We start from the raw sequence: 15229 nt of genomic DNA, 5'->3' as shown, positions 1-15229 counted from the left end.
CCGGATGGATCACAGCGGGCACGGCATGAACATGGATCTGCCGCCGTTCACGCTGGGGCGGGGGCTCGAGTGGTCCGCGGACCCGTTCTTCCTCGTCGCGTGTCTGCTCGGGCTCGGCCTGTACGGCTGGGGCGTGCTGCGGCTGCGGCGGCGGGGGGACGCGTGGCCCGTGGCCCGTACGGTGTCGTACGTCGTCGGGGTGCTGACCATCGCGTTGATGATGTGCACCAGGCTGAACGACTACGGCATGGTCATGTTCAGCGTGCACATGGTCCAGCACATGGTGATCAGCATGCTGTCGCCGATCCTGATCCTGCTGGGCGCGCCGGTCACGCTGGCGCTGCGCGCGCTGCCGGTGGCCGGCAAGGGCCGCAGGGGTCCGCGCGAACTGCTGCTGGCGCTGCTGCACAGTCGGTACATGCGGATCGTCACCCACCCGGCGTTCACGATCCCGCTGTTCATCGCGAGCCTGTACGCGCTGTACTTCACCCCCATCTTCGACTTCCTGATGGGGTCGCGGACCGGGCACATCGCGATGATGGTGCACTTCCTCGCCGTGGGTGTGGCGTTCTTCTGGCCGATCATCGGCGTGGACCCGGGCCCGCACCGGCCGGGTCATCTGATGCGGATGCTGGAGCTGTTCGCGGGCATGCCGTTCCACGCGTTCTTCGGCATCGCGCTGATGATGGGCTCGACGCCGATGGTGGCGACGTTCCGGAACCCGCCGGCCTCGCTCGGCATCGACGCGCTGTCCGACCAGAACGCGGCCGGCGGCATCGCCTGGGCGTTCAGCGAGATCCCGTCCGTGCTGGTGCTGATCGCCCTCCTGTTCCAGTGGTACGGCTCGGAACAGCGGCAGGCCAGGCGCAAGGACCGGGCCGCCGACCGGGACGGCGACAAGGAGCTGGAGGCGTACAACGCCTATCTGGCCTCCCTCAGCACGCGCGAGGGCTGAACAACGCCCCCAGGGCGCGGTTCGGACGCGCGGTATCCCGCCGGGGCGGGAATCGGGGCACCATGGTGGGCGACGGACCATGAGGAGGGTGTCGCGATGCCCGGTTCCACGAGCGGTTCCACCAATGGCGCCACCAAGGCGATGGGGGCGATGACCGTCGGCGGGCTGGTCCTCGTCACGGCCTACACGGTCGCCCTCGGCAGCAACGGCTGGCTGTGGTTCGGCTGGGTGGTGCTGGGGCTGCTGACACTCACCATGGTCGTCACCCAGCCCTAGCGCCGCGTCCCCGGGCGCCGCTGATTACAGTGCCCGCATGAACAGCAGGACCGTGCCCTTCGACGACCTCGACCGCAAGATCGTCACCGCCCTGATGGCGAACGCCAGGAGCAGTTTCGCCGAGATCGGCGCGACGATCGGGCTGTCGTCCACCGCGGTCAAACGGCGCGTGGACCGGCTGCGCGAGACCGGTGTGATCACCGGGTTCACGGCGACCGTGCGGCCCGCCGCGCTCGGCTGGCGCACGGAGGCGTACGTCGAGGTGTACTGCGAGGGCGCGGCCCCGCCCCGGCGGCTGGCGGAGGTGGTGCGCAACCATCCGGAGATCACGGCGGCCATGACGGTCACCGGGGGCGCGGACGCGCTGCTCCACGTGCGGGCGCGGGACGTGGAGCACTTCGAGGAGGTGCTGGAGCGGATCCGCGTCGAGCCGTTCATCCGGAAGACCATCAGCGTGATGGTGCTGTCCCACCTTCTCCCGGAAAGCCCGGAAGCGGGCGCCACCCATCCGGCACCGGAGTAGCCCGCAGGCAAACGCAGAAGTCGTGCGTTGCACGAAAGAAGTACGCAGCGATGCTGCGCGTGCGCGCAGCTTTCCTTTCTTGTCGCGCGTACACCTCCGTTTCTACCGTGGTCTCACCCCTCAGTGACACACAGGAAAGCGGAGGGAACCCTCTGTGGCCGAAAGCCGTGTGCCGCGCAGTCGGCGCTTCCTCGTCTGCGAACCCAGACACTTCGCCGTGCAGTACGCGATCAATCCCTGGATGCACCCCGACCGGCCGGTCGACGTCGATCTCGCCCGGGAGCAGTGGCAGGAGCTGATCCGCACCTACCGGGCCCACGGTCACACCGTGGACGCGGTGGAGCCGGTGCCGGGCCTGCCCGACATGGTCTTCGCCGCCAACGCGGCGCTCGTGGTCGGCGGCCGGGTCTTCGGCTCGCTGTTCCACGCCCCGGAGCGACGCCCCGAGTCGCTGCACTACGACACCTGGTTCAAGGCGGCCGGGTACGCCGTGCACCGCCCCGAGTCGGTCACCGAGGGCGAGGGCGACCTGGTGTGGACCGGCCGGTACGTGCTGGCCGGCACCGGGTTCCGCACCACCCGGGAGGCGCACCGCGAGGCGCAGGAGTTTCTGGGCCACCCGGTGATCGGCCTGACCCTGGTCGACCCGTACTTCTACCACCTGGACACGGCCCTGTTCGTCCTCGACGAGGACAACATCGTCTACTACCCGGAGGCGTTCTCGCCGGGCAGCCGTGAGGTGCTCAGGCGCCTGTTCCCGGACGCGGTGCTCGCCACCCGCGACGACGCGATGGCGTTCGGTCTGAACTCCGTGTCCGACGGCCGGCACGTGTTCATCGCCCCCCAGGCCGAGGCGCTGTCGGAGCGCCTGGCCGACCACGGTTACGTCCCCGTCCCCGTCGACCTGTCGGAGTTCCACAAGGCCGGCGGTGGCATCAAGTGCTGCACCCAGGAGATCCGCTGATGACCGCACCCGCGCGCACGCGTACGTCCGACGACCTCATCCGGGCGGAGGAGCCGGTCCTCGCGCACAACTACCACCCGCTGCCCGTGGTCGTCGCCCGGGCCGAGGGCTCCTGGGTCGAGGACGTCGAGGGCCGCCGCTACCTGGACATGCTGGCCGGCTACTCGGCGCTGAACTTCGGTCACCGGCACCCCGCGCTGATCGAGGCCGCACACCGCCAGCTGGACCTGCTGACGCTGACCTCGCGGGCCTTCCACAACGACCGGCTCGCCGGTTTCGCGGAGCGGCTCGCCGCACTCACCGGCCTCGACATGGTGCTGCCGATGAACACCGGCGCCGAGGCGGTGGAGAGCGGCATCAAGGTGGCCCGCAAGTGGGCGTACGACGTGAAGGGCGTCCCCGCCGACCGGGCCACGATCGTGGTGGCGGCGGAGAACTTCCACGGCCGTACGACGACCATCGTCAGCTTCTCCACCGACGAGCAGGCCCGGGCGGGCTTCGGCCCCTTCACACCGGGATTCCGGGTCGTGCCGTACAACGACCTGGCCGCGCTGGAGGCGGCGGTCGACGAGACGACGGCCGCGGTGCTGCTGGAGCCCATCCAGGGCGAGGCCGGGGTGATCATCCCGGACGAGGGCTATCTGGCGGGGGTGCGCGAGCTGACCCGCCGGAAGGGCTGTCTGTTCATCGCGGACGAGATCCAGTCCGGCCTCGGCCGCACCGGCCGCACCCTCGCCGTCGAGCACGAGGACGTCGTCCCGGACGTGCTGCTGCTCGGCAAGGCGCTCGGCGGCGGCATCGTGCCGGTGTCGGCGGTGGTGGCACGGCGCGAGGTGCTCGGAGTGCTGCACCCGGGCGAGCACGGCTCCACCTTCGGCGGCAACCCGCTCGCGGCGGCGGTCGGCACGGCGGTGGTCGAGCTGCTGGAGACCGGCGAGTTCCAGCGCCGGGCGGCCGAGCTGGGGCTCGTGCTGCGCGGCGGCCTCACCGAGCTGGTCGGCAAGGGCGTGACCGGCTTCCGCTCGCGCGGCCTGTGGGCGGGTGTCGACGTCGACCCGGCCCTCGGCACCGGCCGGGAGATCAGCGAGCGCCTCATGCGGGAGGGTGTGCTGGCCAAGGACACGCACGGCTCCACGATCCGGCTGGCGCCCCCGCTGACCATCTCGGCCGAGGAGCTGCGCTCCGCGCTGGGTGCGCTGGAGAAGGTGCTCACCCAGGGGAACTGAGACGGGGGGGGGGGGGGGGCGGGCCCCCCCCCCACCCCCCCCCCCCACCCCCCCCCCCCCCCCCCGGTCCGTCCTCAGCCCGCACTTGCGCCGAGGAGCCGCCTCATCTCCGCGCTCCCGGCCTTCCGGGCGCCGGCGATGTCGGCGGCCGCGCGCTTGGCGGTGCCGTGCTCGGCCTTGCCGCGCTCGGTGGCGGCCATCGCCACGGCGCCCTGGTGGTGTTCGACCCTCAGGGGCAGGAAGCGGTGCGGTCGCCCCACGAGTTCGCCGGGACCTTCGCGGGGTACAGCGGCTGCCCCACTCCGAGCGGCCGGCCCGCACCGGACGGCCGCTCGGGCCGCTCAGGCACGCGGAGGGTGTGCGGAGGGCCGGGAGCGCCCGTACCAGTCGTGCACCACCGCGCTGTCCACCACGAGGTCCTGGACGGACGCCCGGCGCCGGCTGACCGGGATCCACAACAGGCCCAGCGGGAAGGCCAGGCAGAGCAGCGCCCGCAGCACGGCGGCGGCCGGTCCGAGCCGCGCCCCCGACCCGCGGGTCACCCGCAGGCCCATCAGATGGTCGCCGACGGTGCGCCCGGCCGTGCCCCAACTGCCCGCCAGGTAGACGAGCGCGACGGCGGAACCGAGGATCGCGCCACCCCCGAGGCCCAGGTCGGGAAAGCCGCCCGGCGGGCCGAGGAGCAGATGGCTGACCGCCGCCCAGCCGAGTTCGAAGGCCGCGACGACGGCGAGGACCACGAGGACGTCGACCGCCGTGGCGATCACACGCGAGACGATCCCGGCCGGCCGCCCCTGGACGACCGTCGGGTCATGGACACGCGCCACCGAGGTCATGGCGCCTCCGCTCCGCCGCCCGGGCCACCGGGCCGCTCCCCGGGCGGTGGCGCGGGTTCCGGCCCCGCCCCGTTGCCGTCCGGGCCGCCGCGGTGCAGCAGCCGTTCGGCGATCCGGTCCACGAACCGGTCGGCACGGGCGTTCTGCTCGCGGAACGTGTCCAGCGTCTCCGCCGTGATGCTGCCCCCGGTGTCCCGGACGATCCGCCCGACGTCCAGGTCCTCCAGGACCCGCTCGGCGTACGTCACCAGGTCCACCCGGGCGAGGACCGCGTCGACGTCGACCCGCCGGGCGACACGGTCCACGTCCAGCCGGTCGGCCACCGCGTCGAGGTCGACACGGTCGACGACGGCGTCCACGTCGACGCGATCGATCAGGGCGTCGACGTCGATGTGGCCGATGACGGCGTCCAGGTCGACGCGGGACAGGAGGGTGTCGACGTCGACCCGGGCCAGGACCGCGTCCAGATCGACGTGGGCGAGCACCGCGTCCAGATCGACGCGGGACAGGAGGTCGTCCAGGTCGATACGCCCGGCCACTCCGTCCACGTCCAGTCGGCCCGCCACCGCGTCCAGATCGACGCGGGACAGGAGGGTGTCGACGTCGACCCGGGCCAGGAGGGCGTCCAGATCGATCCGGGCGAGCACCGCGTCCAGGTCGAGCCGGGCCAGGACCGCGTCGAGGTCGATGCGCCGGGCGACCCGGTCGACGTCCAGCCGGTCGGTCACCGCGTCCAGGTCGATCTCGTCGACGACCGCCGCCGTGAGGGCCCTGACCACGGCCCGCGCCAGCGGCCGCGCCTCGTTGCGGGCGCGCTCCCGTTCCGCCGCTCCCCGCGCGCTCCAGTAGGCGACCCTGCGGTCCACCGCGTTCAGCACGGTCGGGGGCACGAGCAGCCGCGTAGTGGCGCGCGCCCAGTTTCCGGCCCGGTCGGCCGTGTCCGCGACGGCGGACGCGGAGCGCCGCTGGAGCTCGAGAGCGAGACCGAGCACGGCGTCGCCGAGCGGCCCCGGCCGACCCGGGCGCGGGTAGCGGGGGCGTGCGGCGGCCACGGTCTGCGAGGCGATGTCGGCGAGACCCACGACCAGTCGTGTGACACCGGTGACCAGGGGCCGGGCCAGGGCGTCCCCGCCCGTCCCACCCGCCGGGGACGAGAGGGGCGAGTCGCCCGCGGTGCCGCTCACACCGGCATCGGACCACACCGCACCCCCGGCCGCCCTCACCCGTCGAGGGTGATCTCCACACTCGTCCGGGCCCACTCGCACACCTTTCGGAATACCCCCTAGGGGTATAGCGTTGGCACCTGGTGAACCACACCGACACGGGGAGGCCGACGATGGAACACAGTGAGCACCGGCACCAGGAGAGCCACGCGAGCCATGGTCACCACGAGCACGAGCAGCAAGAGCGGCACGAGCACCACCAGCAGCACTCCCCCGGCGCGTCCTGGCGCACGGCCGCCCAGGCGACGCTGCACTGCCTGACGGGATGCGCCATCGGCGAGGTGCTGGGCATGGTCGTCGGCACGGCGGCCGGGCTGAGCAACGCGGGCACCGTCGTCGTCTCGATCGCCCTGGCCTTCGTCTTCGGCTACGCGCTGACCATGCGGGGCGTCCTGCGCGCCGGGCTCCCCGTGCGGCAGGCCCTGAAGGTGGCGCTGGCCGCGGACACGGTGTCGATCGCGGTGATGGAACTGATCGACAACACGGTGATGGTGGGGGTCCCGGGCGCCATGGACGCGGGTCTCCCGCAGGCGCTGTTCTGGATCTCGCTCGCGGTGTCCCTGGTCCTGGCCTTCGCGCTGACGACGCCGGTGAACCGGTGGATGATCGGCCGCGGCAAGGGGCACGCCGTGGTGCACGCCTACCACTGACGCGCGGCCCCGCGGTCACCTCACGTACGCCATGCGGTCCACCCACTGCGACAGGGTGAGCGACCCGGCCAGGGCCTTGCGGGCCGAGCCGCTGCGCCGGCACCGCTGCGGCGAGGGGTGGCGCGGCCGCCGCTCGGAGCCGTCGTCGGTCAGGGCCTCGCGCAGCGTGGACAGGTGGCCGGCCACGGCGGCGAGGCAGTCGTACTCGTCCCGGCACGCGGGGCACTCCGCCAGGTGCGGGACCACGGCGGCGGCCTCCTGCGGGGTCAGCAGCTTCAGGGCGTGTCCGGCCAGCAGGTCCCGGTACGCGCGGCAGTCCTCGAGGGAAGCGGACATGGGGGCGACTCCTCTCCGTGCTGCGACGCGAGGCGCGCTGTGACACGCCCGGAGGGGCTCCGAGGGGGGTCCGGCGATACCGGCCCGGACCAGTCCCCTGCGTCGTGCCTCCAGACTCGCCCAGGAACCCCCCTCGGCGCGTCGTCCCGGCGCAGTCAGTCCTGGGTACTGCGGCCGCAGTAGCCCGCGGGTTCCGTCGTCGTACTGACCAGTCCGCACTGGTACGCGACGACCACGAGCTGAGCCCGGTCGCGGGCGGCGAGCTTGGTCATGGCCCGGTTGACGTGCGTCTTCGCGGTCAAGGGGCTGACGAACAGACGTTCGGCGATCTCTTCGTTCGACTGGCCCAGGGCGACCAGCCGGGTCACGTCCCGTTCTCGGGGGGTCAGGCACTCCAGCCGCTCGTGCACCACGGTCGAGCAGGGCTCCGGCTGGGCCAGGAAGCGCGTGATCAACGCCCGGGTGGCGCCGGGCGACAGCAGCGCCTCACCGGCGGCGACCGTGCGGACGGCGTCGAGCAGCTCCTCGGGCCGCGCTCCCTTGCCGAGGAAGCCGCTCGCGCCCGCCCGCAGCGCCTGGGCGACGTACTCGTCGTTCTCGAACGTGGTCAGGATGAGCACCTTCACCGCCGCGAGCTCGTCGGACTCGCTGATCAGGCGGGTGGCGTCCAGTCCGTCCAGCTCCGGCATGCGGATGTCCATCAGGACCACGTCGGGCCGCTCGGCCGCGGCCAGTTCCACGGCCTCCCGGCCGTTCGACGCCTCCCCCACGGTCTCCATGTCGTCGGCGGAGTCGAACAGCATCCTGAAGGTGCCGCGCAGCAGCGCCTGGTCGTCGGCCAGCAGTACCCGGATCGTCACGCCCGTCTCTCCTCAAGCAGTCCGTCAGCCACCGGCTCCCCCGTCGCCGAGCCGGGTCGCAGCGGCAGTTCCGCGGTCACGGTGAAGCCGCCCTCGGGCCGCGCCCGCGCGGTGAGCCGTCCGCCCACGCTGGCCGCCCGCTCACGCATGCCGATCAGCCCGTGCCCGGTTCCCGCGCGGGGCTCGTGCGGCCCGGCACGCCCGTCGTCCTCGACGGTGATGGTCAGCCACTGCGGGCGGTAGTGCAGGAACAGCCGTGCGTGGTCGGCCGCCGCGTGCTTGCGCACATTGGTCAGGGCCTCCTGCACGATGCGGTACGCGGCCAGGTCCACCGCCGGCGCCAAGGGCTCCACCGCACCGTCGCGGGTGTGCCGTACGGCGAGCCCCGCCCGCTCGAAGGAGGCCAGCAGGGCGGGCACCTCGGCCAGACCGGGAATCGGGTCGCGCGGTGCCTCGGGATCGCCGGACTGACGCAACAGGCCCACGGTGACCCGCAGTTCGTCCAGGGCGGACCGGCTGGCCTCCTGGATGTCCGTCAGCGCGGCGAGTATCTGCCCGGGGCGCCGCTCCCCCAGGTGGACGGCGACACCGGCCTGCGCGTTGATCAGGGCGATGTGGTGGGCGACGACGTCGTGCAGCTCGCGCGCGATGCGCACCCGCTCGGCCGCCACCCGCTGCCTTGCCTCCTGCTCACGTGTCCGCTCGGCGTGCTCGGCCCGCTCCTCCACGGCCGCGACGTAGGCGCGGCGCGAGCGCACCCCGTCCCCCACCGCCGCCGGCAGGGCGGTCCAGGCCAGCAGGGCGGCGTTGTCCGGCTCGAGCCAGGAGTCCGGCGCGTGCAGGACGTCCGCCCCGACGAGCAGGGCGGCCGAGGCCGCGGCCATGGTCCAGGCGGTCCGCCGGTCCGTGCGGGCCGCGACCGTGTAGACGGACACGATGATGGGGCTGGTCACCAACGGGCTCTCGCGGAACCCGAGGAGCTGGAACCCGATGCCGCAGGCGACCGCGACGGCCGCCACGGCGAAGGGGTGCCTGCGGCGCCACAGCAGCGCGAAGCAGCCGAGCGCGGCGAGCAGCAGGGCGGGCCAGCGCAGCGAGAACCGGTGTTCGTGCGGGACTATGGACGCGGCCACGACCGACAGCACGAACAGTCCGGTCGCCCCCAGCGCGTTGCGCATCCCGCTCGTCAGCCGCCGCCCGTTCCCGCCACCGCTGATCGCCGCCATGGCACCACCGTAAGGACGCCGCCCGCGCCGCGCCGCGCGGCTGCCGCGTCCCTGCGCCCTTCGGGTGACGGGTCGTCGTCCCCGCCGTCACGGCCGGCGGACACGGGGCCGCAACGAGGGCGCAACGGGTGGATGGCGCCCCCCGCCGTGGTGGGCGCGGCCTTCGTAGGATCGATTCGTACACGGGGGCCGACGAAGCGAGTTCCCCCGAGGGGTTGGGGGGCTTCCATGCGGGCGACGCTTTCACGACGACCGTCACCACGACTTTCCCAGCGGCTTTTCCAGCGCCTTTTCCAGCGCCTTTTCCAGCGGCTTTCCCAGCGGCTTTCCCAGCGGCTCTCCCTGCGGCATGCAGGACGGCATGTCAGACGGCTGTCGCGGGGCGCCGCCGCGGTCGTCGCGGTCTGCGCCGCGCCGGCCGTGACGTCGGGGTGCACGGTCCCCGTCGACGCCGTCGCCGGTGTCTCCGTGACCGCCGACGGCCGGCTGCTCGGCGTCATGATGGTATGCGGGCACCGGATCGACGGCGCGACCCTCTACGTGGACAGTGACGACACCGACCGCGCGGTGACGGTCCGTTCGTGGACCGCCGATCGTCACCTCTCGGCCGGCCTGACCACCTGGCCCCTCGAATCCCCGTCCCCCGGCTGGCGGGCGACGAGGTGGCACAGCCCGCTCACCGCCCGGACCTCCTACGCGCTCTACGGCTGGACCAAGGACGACTCGTGGTCCTCGGGCGACGTCACGTTCACCCTGGCCGACCGGGACCGGCTCACCCCCGGACAGGTCCGCTACGACCGCGTCTCGGCCGACGGCGACGAGTCCGGGGTCACCGTCTCCCTGGCCGAGTTCAGGGAGACGGCCTGTCAGGACGGATAGCCGACGAACAGCCGACGGGCCGCCGAGAGGTGCCCGGCGGGCGGCCGCCCCTCGCACGGGCATGGCCGGACGCGGTTCCCCGCGCCTGCCCCTGCCCTTACACTGACACCCCAGCAGATGCCGGTTGACGTGCGAGAACGTGGCGGTCGAGCCGATCCGCCAGAGTGAGGAGCGACTCCTTGTTCTACTACCTGCTCAAGTACGTCCTGCTGGGCCCCCTGCTGAGACTGGTCTTCCGCCCCCGGATCGAGGGGCTGGAGAACGTGCCGGCGTCGGGGGCCGCGATCGTCGCCGGGAACCACCTGTCCTTCTCCGACCACTTCCTGATGCCGGCGATCCTCAAGCGGCGCATCACCTTCCTGGCCAAGGCGGAGTACTTCACCGGGCCGGGCGTCAAGGGGCGCCTCACCGCGTTCTTCTTCCGCAGCGCCGGGCAGATCCCGGTGGACCGGTCCGGCAAGGAGGCGGGGCAGGCCGCGATCCGCGAGGGGCTCGGCGTGCTCGCCAAGGACGAACTGCTGGGCATCTACCCGGAGGGGACCCGGTCCCACGACGGACGGCTCTACAAGGGCAAGGTCGGGGTCGCCGTGATGGCGCTGAAGGCCGGGGTGCCGGTGGTGCCCTGCGCGATGATCGGCACCTTCGAGGCGCAGCCGCCCGGCAAGGTCATCCCGAACATCCGACCCGTCGCCATCCGCTTCGGCAAGCCGCTGGACTTCTCCCGCTACGACGGCATGGAGAACGAGAAGGCCGTCCTGCGGGCCGTCACCGACGAGATCATGTACGCCATCCTCTCGCTGTCCGAGCAGGAGTACGTCGACCAGTACGCGGCCGTCGCCAAGGCGGAGCAGGCGGCGGAGAAGAAGAAGGAGCGCCGGTTCCCGAGAGCGCCGCTCAGCTGACCCCGGCCCGGACTCTGCCCTCGGCAGAAGATCTCCGTCGTGGGCGCCGCGGCTGTCTAGGGTCGCCCCATGAGACGTGCTGTGGTGATCGGGGCGAGTGGACAGATCGGCCGTCCCGTGGTGGACGCGCTGGCCGGGGACGGCTGGGAGGTGACGGCCGCGTCGCGGGGCGGCGGCCGGGACGGGTCGTGGGACGCGGGGGTGCGCGCGGTCCGGCTGGACCGCTCGGACGACGCGGCGCTGGCGGCCGTGGTGGGCGACGGCTGCGACCTGGTGGTCGACGTCGTCGCGTACGACGCCGGCCATGCCCGGCAGCTCACCGCCCTGGCGGGCCGGATCGGCTCGGCGGTGGTGGTCTCCAGCGTGAGCGTCTACGAGGACGGCGAGGGGCGGGGCTTCGACACCCAGGACGAGCCGGGGGGCTTCCCGGTCTATCCGGTGCCGGTGGCGGAGACCCAGCCGACGGTGGCACCGGGCGAGGCGACCTACAGCACCCGCAAGGCCGCCTTGGAGCGCGAACTCCTCACCGCCGGTGACACGTTGCCGACAACCCTGTTGCGGGCGGGGGCCGTGCACGGGCCGCACAGCCCGCTCCCGCGCGAACTGTACTTCGTGAAGCGGAACCTCGACGGGCGGCACGAGCGGGTGCTCGCCCACCGCGGGGAGAGCCGGTTCCATCCGTCGAGCGCCCTGAACATCGCCGAGCTGGTCCGGCTTGCGGCGGACCGGCCCGGGTCGCGGGTGCTCAACGCCGTCGACCCTGAGGCGCCGTCGGTGGCCCGCATCGGGGCGGCCGTCGACGCGGTCATGGGGGCGCGGACGCGGACCACGCTCGTGGACGGGCCGCCGCCCGGCGGCACCGTGGGCGCGAGCCCGTGGTCGGTGCCGCTGCCGCTCGTCTGCGACATGTCCGCCGCCGAGCGGGAACTGGGCTACCGGCCCGTGGTGTCGTACGAGGACAGCCTGCCGGCGACGGTCGAGTGGCTGACCGGCGTGCTGCGCGGCGGCCGGGACTGGCGGGAGTGCTTCCCGCTGATGGCCAGGGCCTTTCCCGACGCCTTCGCCTACGCGGCCGAGGACGCCTGGCGGGCGGGCGCATGACGAGGGGCGGCCGGAGAGCCCGGCCGCCCCTCGTCGCCGTACCCGAGCGGTTACGGCTTGGGCGTGGCGTGCGGCGCGCAGGTCACGTCGGAGGTGTCCAGCTTGCCGCCGACCAGGTAGGCGTCCACCCGGTCGTTGATGCACGGGTTGACCAGACCGGTCACACCGTGGGAGCCCGCGTCCTTCTCGGTGATCAGGCGGGAGCCCTTGAAGCGCTTGTGCAGCTCGACGGCACCCTGGTACGGGGTGGCCGCGTCACGCGTGGACTGCACGATCAGCACCGGCGGCAGGCCGCGGTGCGTCTTGACGTCGAGCGGGGTCTGCTGCTTCGCCGGCCAGGTGGCACAAGGCAGGTTCATCCAGGCGTTGGCCCAGGTCATGAACGGGTAGTCCTTGTTGAGCCGGGTGTTGTCCCGGTCCCACTTCTGCCAACTGGTGGGCCACTTGGCGTCGGCGCACTCGACCGCGGTGTAGACGGCGTTGCTGTTCTCCGAGGCGGCGTTGCCCGCGGTGTCCGACAGGTCAGGGGCGGCGGCGTCGACGAGCGCCTGGGTGTCCCCGGCGACGTACTTGCTGAAGACGCCGGCGACCGGCACCCACGAGGAGTCGTAGTACGGCGCGCTCTGGAAGAACGAGATCAGCTCGGCCGGGCCGACGACCCCGCCGATGGGGTTCTTCTTGGCGGTGGCGCGCAGTTCGAGCCACTTGGCCTGGACCGCGGCGCGGGTGGTGCCGAGGTGGAAGGCGGCGTCGTTCGCGGCGACCCAGTCCTCCCAGTCCTTCCAGCGGCCCTCGAACGCGATGTCCTGGCCCAGGTTGGCCTGGTACCAGATGTTCTCGCGCGCGGGGTCGACCACGCTGTCCACGACCATGCGGCGCAGGTGGCCCGGGAAGAGCGTGCCGTAGACGGCGCCGAGGTAGGTGCCGTAGGAGACGCCCAGGTAGTTGAGCTTCTTCTCGCCCAGCGCGGCCCTGATGACGTCGAGGTCGCGGGCGGTGTTGGGCGTCGTCATGTGCGGCAGCATCGCGCCGCTGCGCTCACCGCAGCCCTCGGCGTACTCGCGGGCCAGCTTGCGCTGCGCCTTCTTGTCCGCCTCGCTGTCCGGCACCGGGTCGGCCTTGGGCGCCTTGACGAACTCCTGCGGGTCGATGCAGGAGATGGGTGCCGAGTGGCCGACGCCGCGCGGGTCGAAGCCCACGAAGTCGTAGGCCTTCGCCACGTTCGCCCAGATGGCGTTCTTGGTCGTGACCCGGCGCGGGAAGCGCAGACCGGAGCCGCCGGGGCCGCCCGGGTTGTACACGAGGGCGCCCTGGCGCTCCTTCGCGGTCCCGGTGTTGCCGATGCGGTCCACGGCGAGCTTGATCTGCTTGCCGTACGGGTGTGCGTAGTCCATCGGGACGCTCACCCAGCCGCACTGGATGGGCTTCTCCAGCCCCCAGTCGGCGGGGCAGTCCTGCCAGTCGATACCGGCCTTGGCGGCGCGGGCGGCGGCGATCTCGGCACCCCGGGCCTCACGGTCACGGCCGTGGCGGCTGTCGGCGCTGGCCGCGGGAGCCGACACCGCACCGGCGATCAGAGTCGCGGTGACGAGCGCTCCGGCAGAACCGAGCGCCAGCAGACGGCTCTTGGGTCTGTTGTCCCTCAAGTGGGCCCCTCCCCCTACTACTTCGCTTCTGATGTCCGCCGGGGATCCTTCCGGCTGTGAGGTGCCTGAGAACAGGGGTCGTGGACCATCTTTACCAATCCGATAAACGGATGATCACGTCCGATGGGGCTCATTACTCCGATCGAGCGAGGTCAGCGCCCCATCCAGCAGCCGGCGCAGCGTCAGCGCGTCGGGGGCGACAGCGCTGACGAGCACCGCCGGCCCGGGCAGCGGCACCAGCGCGGCGCACTCCCCCAGCATCCCGGCGGCGACCGGCCGATCCGCGAACTCCGGCCGCACGACGACGAGCTGGCCCACCGAGCGGTGTCCCGCGAGCACGGCCGGACCGTCCCAGCCGCCCGGCGCACCGGGTCCGCAGGACAGCTGCTGGTCCAGCACGGTCCGGCCCGCGACGCGCACCGTGAGCCGGCTGACGAGCCGTCCGGACTGCTCCCCGGTCCGGCCCAGCACCTGTTCCTCGCGCAGCACCAGCCGTGCCCCGGCACCCACCTCCGCCCGGGTGGTGACGCGCAGGTCGCTGTTGCGGGCCGAGATCAACTGCTCGGGCAGCCAGCACAGTTCCGCCCCGTCGGCGACGTCGAGCCGTACGTCGTAACGGGCGTCGCCCTTGGCCTGGCCCGGCAGCGCGATGGTGGCTGCGGCCGAGCCGACGCGCAGCCGCGCGCACTCCTCCACCCGGGCGTCCAGCGCGAACCGGTCGCCGCCGAGCGGGCCGCTCATCGCCCCGACGACCATCACCCGGGCCTCGTCGCCGCTGCCCCGGGTGCGGCGCAGGGCCAGCGGGCCGTCGCCGTCCAGCACGGGCAGCGCCGTACCGCCGCGTCCGTCGGCACGGGCGACGATCCGCGCGTGTGCCGTGACGCCGGCTGTCATGCGGTCCACGCGGCCAGCCGCCCCCGGACCCACGCGGCGACGTCCGCGACCCCGCTGCCGCCGCGCAACGACTGCAGAACGACGGGGAGTTCGGCGCGCTGCGCCTTGGCGTCCGCGGCCATCCGGGCGAGGTCGGACCCGACGTACGGCGCGAGGTCGGTCTTGTTGACGACCAGCAGGTCGGCGGTGGTGACCCCGGGACCGCCCTTGCGCGGGATGTCGTCACCGCCGGCGACGTCGATCACGAAGATCTGCGCGTCCACGAGTCCCCTGGAGAAGGTGGCGGTGAGGTTGTCGCCACCGGACTCGACGAGGATCAGGTCCAGCGGCCCGACCGCGTCCTCCAGGTCCTCCACGGCCTCCAGGTTGGCGGAGATGTCGTCGCGGATCGCGGTGTGCGGGCAGGCGCCGGTCTCCACGGCCGTGATCCGCTCGGGCGGCAGCACGGCCTCCCGAAGCAGGAACTCGGCGTCCTCGCGGGTGTAGATGTCGTTGGTGACGACGGCCAGGGACAACTCGTCGCGCAGCGCCCGGCACAGCGCGGCGACGGTCGCGGTCTTCCCGGACCCGACGGGCCCACCGAGCCCGATCCGCAACGCCCGGCGCGAGCCGTCCGGACGGCGAGCGTCGGCACTGACGGCGGAGGGTCCGTGGTGAGCGTGGTCGAGATGCATGTGCGGCTCCGATCAGGGGGGTGGCCGGGTGGTGGCGGCCACGGGGTGGGGGCATAGG

Annotated in this window: 18 protein-coding genes; 9 read left to right on the top strand and 9 right to left on the bottom strand. The window is 72.8% G+C overall.

What is annotated here, in order from left to right; genetic code table 11:
* The first annotated feature begins 4 nt into the window (after window positions 1–4).
* The 5 genes from V7E45_RS08225 to rocD all read left to right on the top strand — a co-directional run bounded on the left by V7E45_RS08225 (window position 5) and on the right by rocD (window position 3944).
* Window positions 5–955: a cytochrome c oxidase assembly protein gene (locus V7E45_RS08225; protein WP_333773428.1), complete on the top strand. Its 951-nt coding sequence runs from the start codon at window positions 5–7 to the stop codon at window positions 953–955.
* A 96-nt stretch (window positions 956–1051) separates the two neighbouring features.
* Window positions 1052–1231: a hypothetical protein gene (locus V7E45_RS08220; protein WP_333773427.1), complete on the top strand. Its 180-nt coding sequence runs from the start codon at window positions 1052–1054 to the stop codon at window positions 1229–1231.
* Window positions 1232–1268: 37 nt separating this feature from the next.
* On the top strand, window positions 1269–1754 hold the full coding sequence (locus tag V7E45_RS08215) for an Lrp/AsnC family transcriptional regulator (RefSeq protein WP_333773426.1): 486 nt from the start codon (window positions 1269–1271) through the stop codon (window positions 1752–1754).
* A 154-nt stretch (window positions 1755–1908) separates the two neighbouring features.
* Window positions 1909–2718 (top strand): dimethylargininase, encoded by an 810-nt coding sequence (gene ddaH / locus V7E45_RS08210; protein WP_333773425.1) that lies wholly within the window; start codon window positions 1909–1911, stop codon window positions 2716–2718.
* A complete protein-coding gene (gene rocD, locus V7E45_RS08205; RefSeq protein ID WP_333773424.1) occupies window positions 2718–3944 on the top strand; it encodes an ornithine--oxo-acid transaminase in 1227 nt (408 codons plus the stop codon). The genes ddaH and rocD overlap by 1 nt, the downstream gene beginning before the upstream one ends.
* A 74-nt stretch (window positions 3945–4018) precedes the next feature.
* On the opposite strand, the gene V7E45_RS08200 is transcribed toward rocD, so the two are convergent.
* The 3 genes from V7E45_RS08200 to V7E45_RS08190 form a co-directional block, all read right to left on the bottom strand.
* Entirely contained in the window at window positions 4019–4204 is a 186-nt protein-coding gene (locus tag V7E45_RS08200; protein ID WP_333773423.1) for a DUF305 domain-containing protein, read from the bottom strand.
* 81 nt (window positions 4205–4285) lie between these two features.
* Entirely contained in the window at window positions 4286–4780 is a 495-nt protein-coding gene (locus V7E45_RS08195; RefSeq protein WP_333773422.1) for an RDD family protein, read from the bottom strand.
* Window positions 4777–5964: a hypothetical protein gene (locus tag V7E45_RS08190; protein ID WP_333773421.1), complete on the bottom strand. Its 1188-nt coding sequence runs from the start codon at window positions 5962–5964 to the stop codon at window positions 4777–4779. The genes V7E45_RS08195 and V7E45_RS08190 overlap by 4 nt, the downstream gene beginning before the upstream one ends.
* Window positions 5965–6116: 152 nt before the next feature.
* Between V7E45_RS08190 and V7E45_RS08185 the strand changes: the two genes are divergently transcribed.
* Complete coding sequence (locus tag V7E45_RS08185) at window positions 6117–6653, top strand: DUF4396 domain-containing protein (protein WP_333773420.1); 537 nt, start codon at window positions 6117–6119, stop codon at window positions 6651–6653.
* A 15-nt stretch (window positions 6654–6668) separates the two neighbouring features.
* Here V7E45_RS08185 and V7E45_RS08180 read toward each other — a convergent pair whose 3' ends face one another.
* From V7E45_RS08180 to V7E45_RS08170, 3 genes are all read right to left on the bottom strand, one after another.
* Window positions 6669–6989, bottom strand: coding sequence for a zf-HC2 domain-containing protein (locus V7E45_RS08180; protein WP_333773419.1), 321 nt, complete (start codon window positions 6987–6989; stop codon window positions 6669–6671).
* Window positions 6990–7144: 155 nt separating this feature from the next.
* Complete coding sequence (locus tag V7E45_RS08175; protein WP_333773418.1) at window positions 7145–7849, bottom strand: response regulator transcription factor; 705 nt, start codon at window positions 7847–7849, stop codon at window positions 7145–7147.
* The gene (locus V7E45_RS08170; protein WP_333773417.1) at window positions 7846–9075 is read right to left on the bottom strand and encodes a sensor histidine kinase; all 1230 of its coding nucleotides are present in this window, start codon (window positions 9073–9075) and stop codon (window positions 7846–7848) included. The genes V7E45_RS08175 and V7E45_RS08170 overlap by 4 nt, the downstream gene beginning before the upstream one ends.
* A gap of 420 nt (window positions 9076–9495) precedes the next feature.
* Between V7E45_RS08170 and V7E45_RS08165 the strand changes: the two genes are divergently transcribed.
* From V7E45_RS08165 to V7E45_RS08155, 3 genes are all read left to right on the top strand, one after another.
* Complete coding sequence (locus V7E45_RS08165) at window positions 9496–9954, top strand: hypothetical protein (protein WP_333773416.1); 459 nt, start codon at window positions 9496–9498, stop codon at window positions 9952–9954.
* A 179-nt stretch (window positions 9955–10133) separates the two neighbouring features.
* Window positions 10134–10856 carry a lysophospholipid acyltransferase family protein gene (locus V7E45_RS08160; protein WP_333773415.1) on the top strand — a complete coding sequence of 241 codons (723 nt, stop codon included), beginning with the start codon at window positions 10134–10136 and terminating at the stop codon, window positions 10854–10856.
* An 81-nt stretch (window positions 10857–10937) separates the two neighbouring features.
* Window positions 10938–11957, top strand: coding sequence for an NAD-dependent epimerase/dehydratase family protein (locus V7E45_RS08155; protein ID WP_443055979.1), 1020 nt, complete (start codon window positions 10938–10940; stop codon window positions 11955–11957).
* A 50-nt stretch (window positions 11958–12007) separates the two neighbouring features.
* Here the strand turns inward: V7E45_RS08155 and V7E45_RS08150 are convergent, their stop codons facing one another.
* From V7E45_RS08150 to ureG, 3 genes are all read right to left on the bottom strand, one after another.
* Window positions 12008–13603, bottom strand: coding sequence for an alpha/beta hydrolase (locus V7E45_RS08150; RefSeq protein WP_333773413.1), 1596 nt, complete (start codon window positions 13601–13603; stop codon window positions 12008–12010).
* Window positions 13604–13717: 114 nt separating this feature from the next.
* The gene (locus V7E45_RS08145) at window positions 13718–14497 is read right to left on the bottom strand and encodes an urease accessory protein UreD (RefSeq protein ID WP_333773412.1); all 780 of its coding nucleotides are present in this window, start codon (window positions 14495–14497) and stop codon (window positions 13718–13720) included.
* Window positions 14494–15171, bottom strand: a complete 678-nt coding sequence (gene ureG, locus V7E45_RS08140) for an urease accessory protein UreG (RefSeq protein ID WP_333773411.1) — start codon at window positions 15169–15171, stop codon at window positions 14494–14496. Before ureG ends, V7E45_RS08145 begins: the two co-directional genes overlap by 4 nt.
* Window positions 15172–15229 lie beyond the last annotated feature (58 nt).

This window comes from Streptomyces sp. IBSBF 3136 (assembly GCF_036815105.1).
Classification (GTDB): domain Bacteria; phylum Actinomycetota; class Actinomycetes; order Streptomycetales; family Streptomycetaceae; genus Streptomyces.
This window is presented reverse-complemented; position numbering and strand designations above follow the sequence as displayed.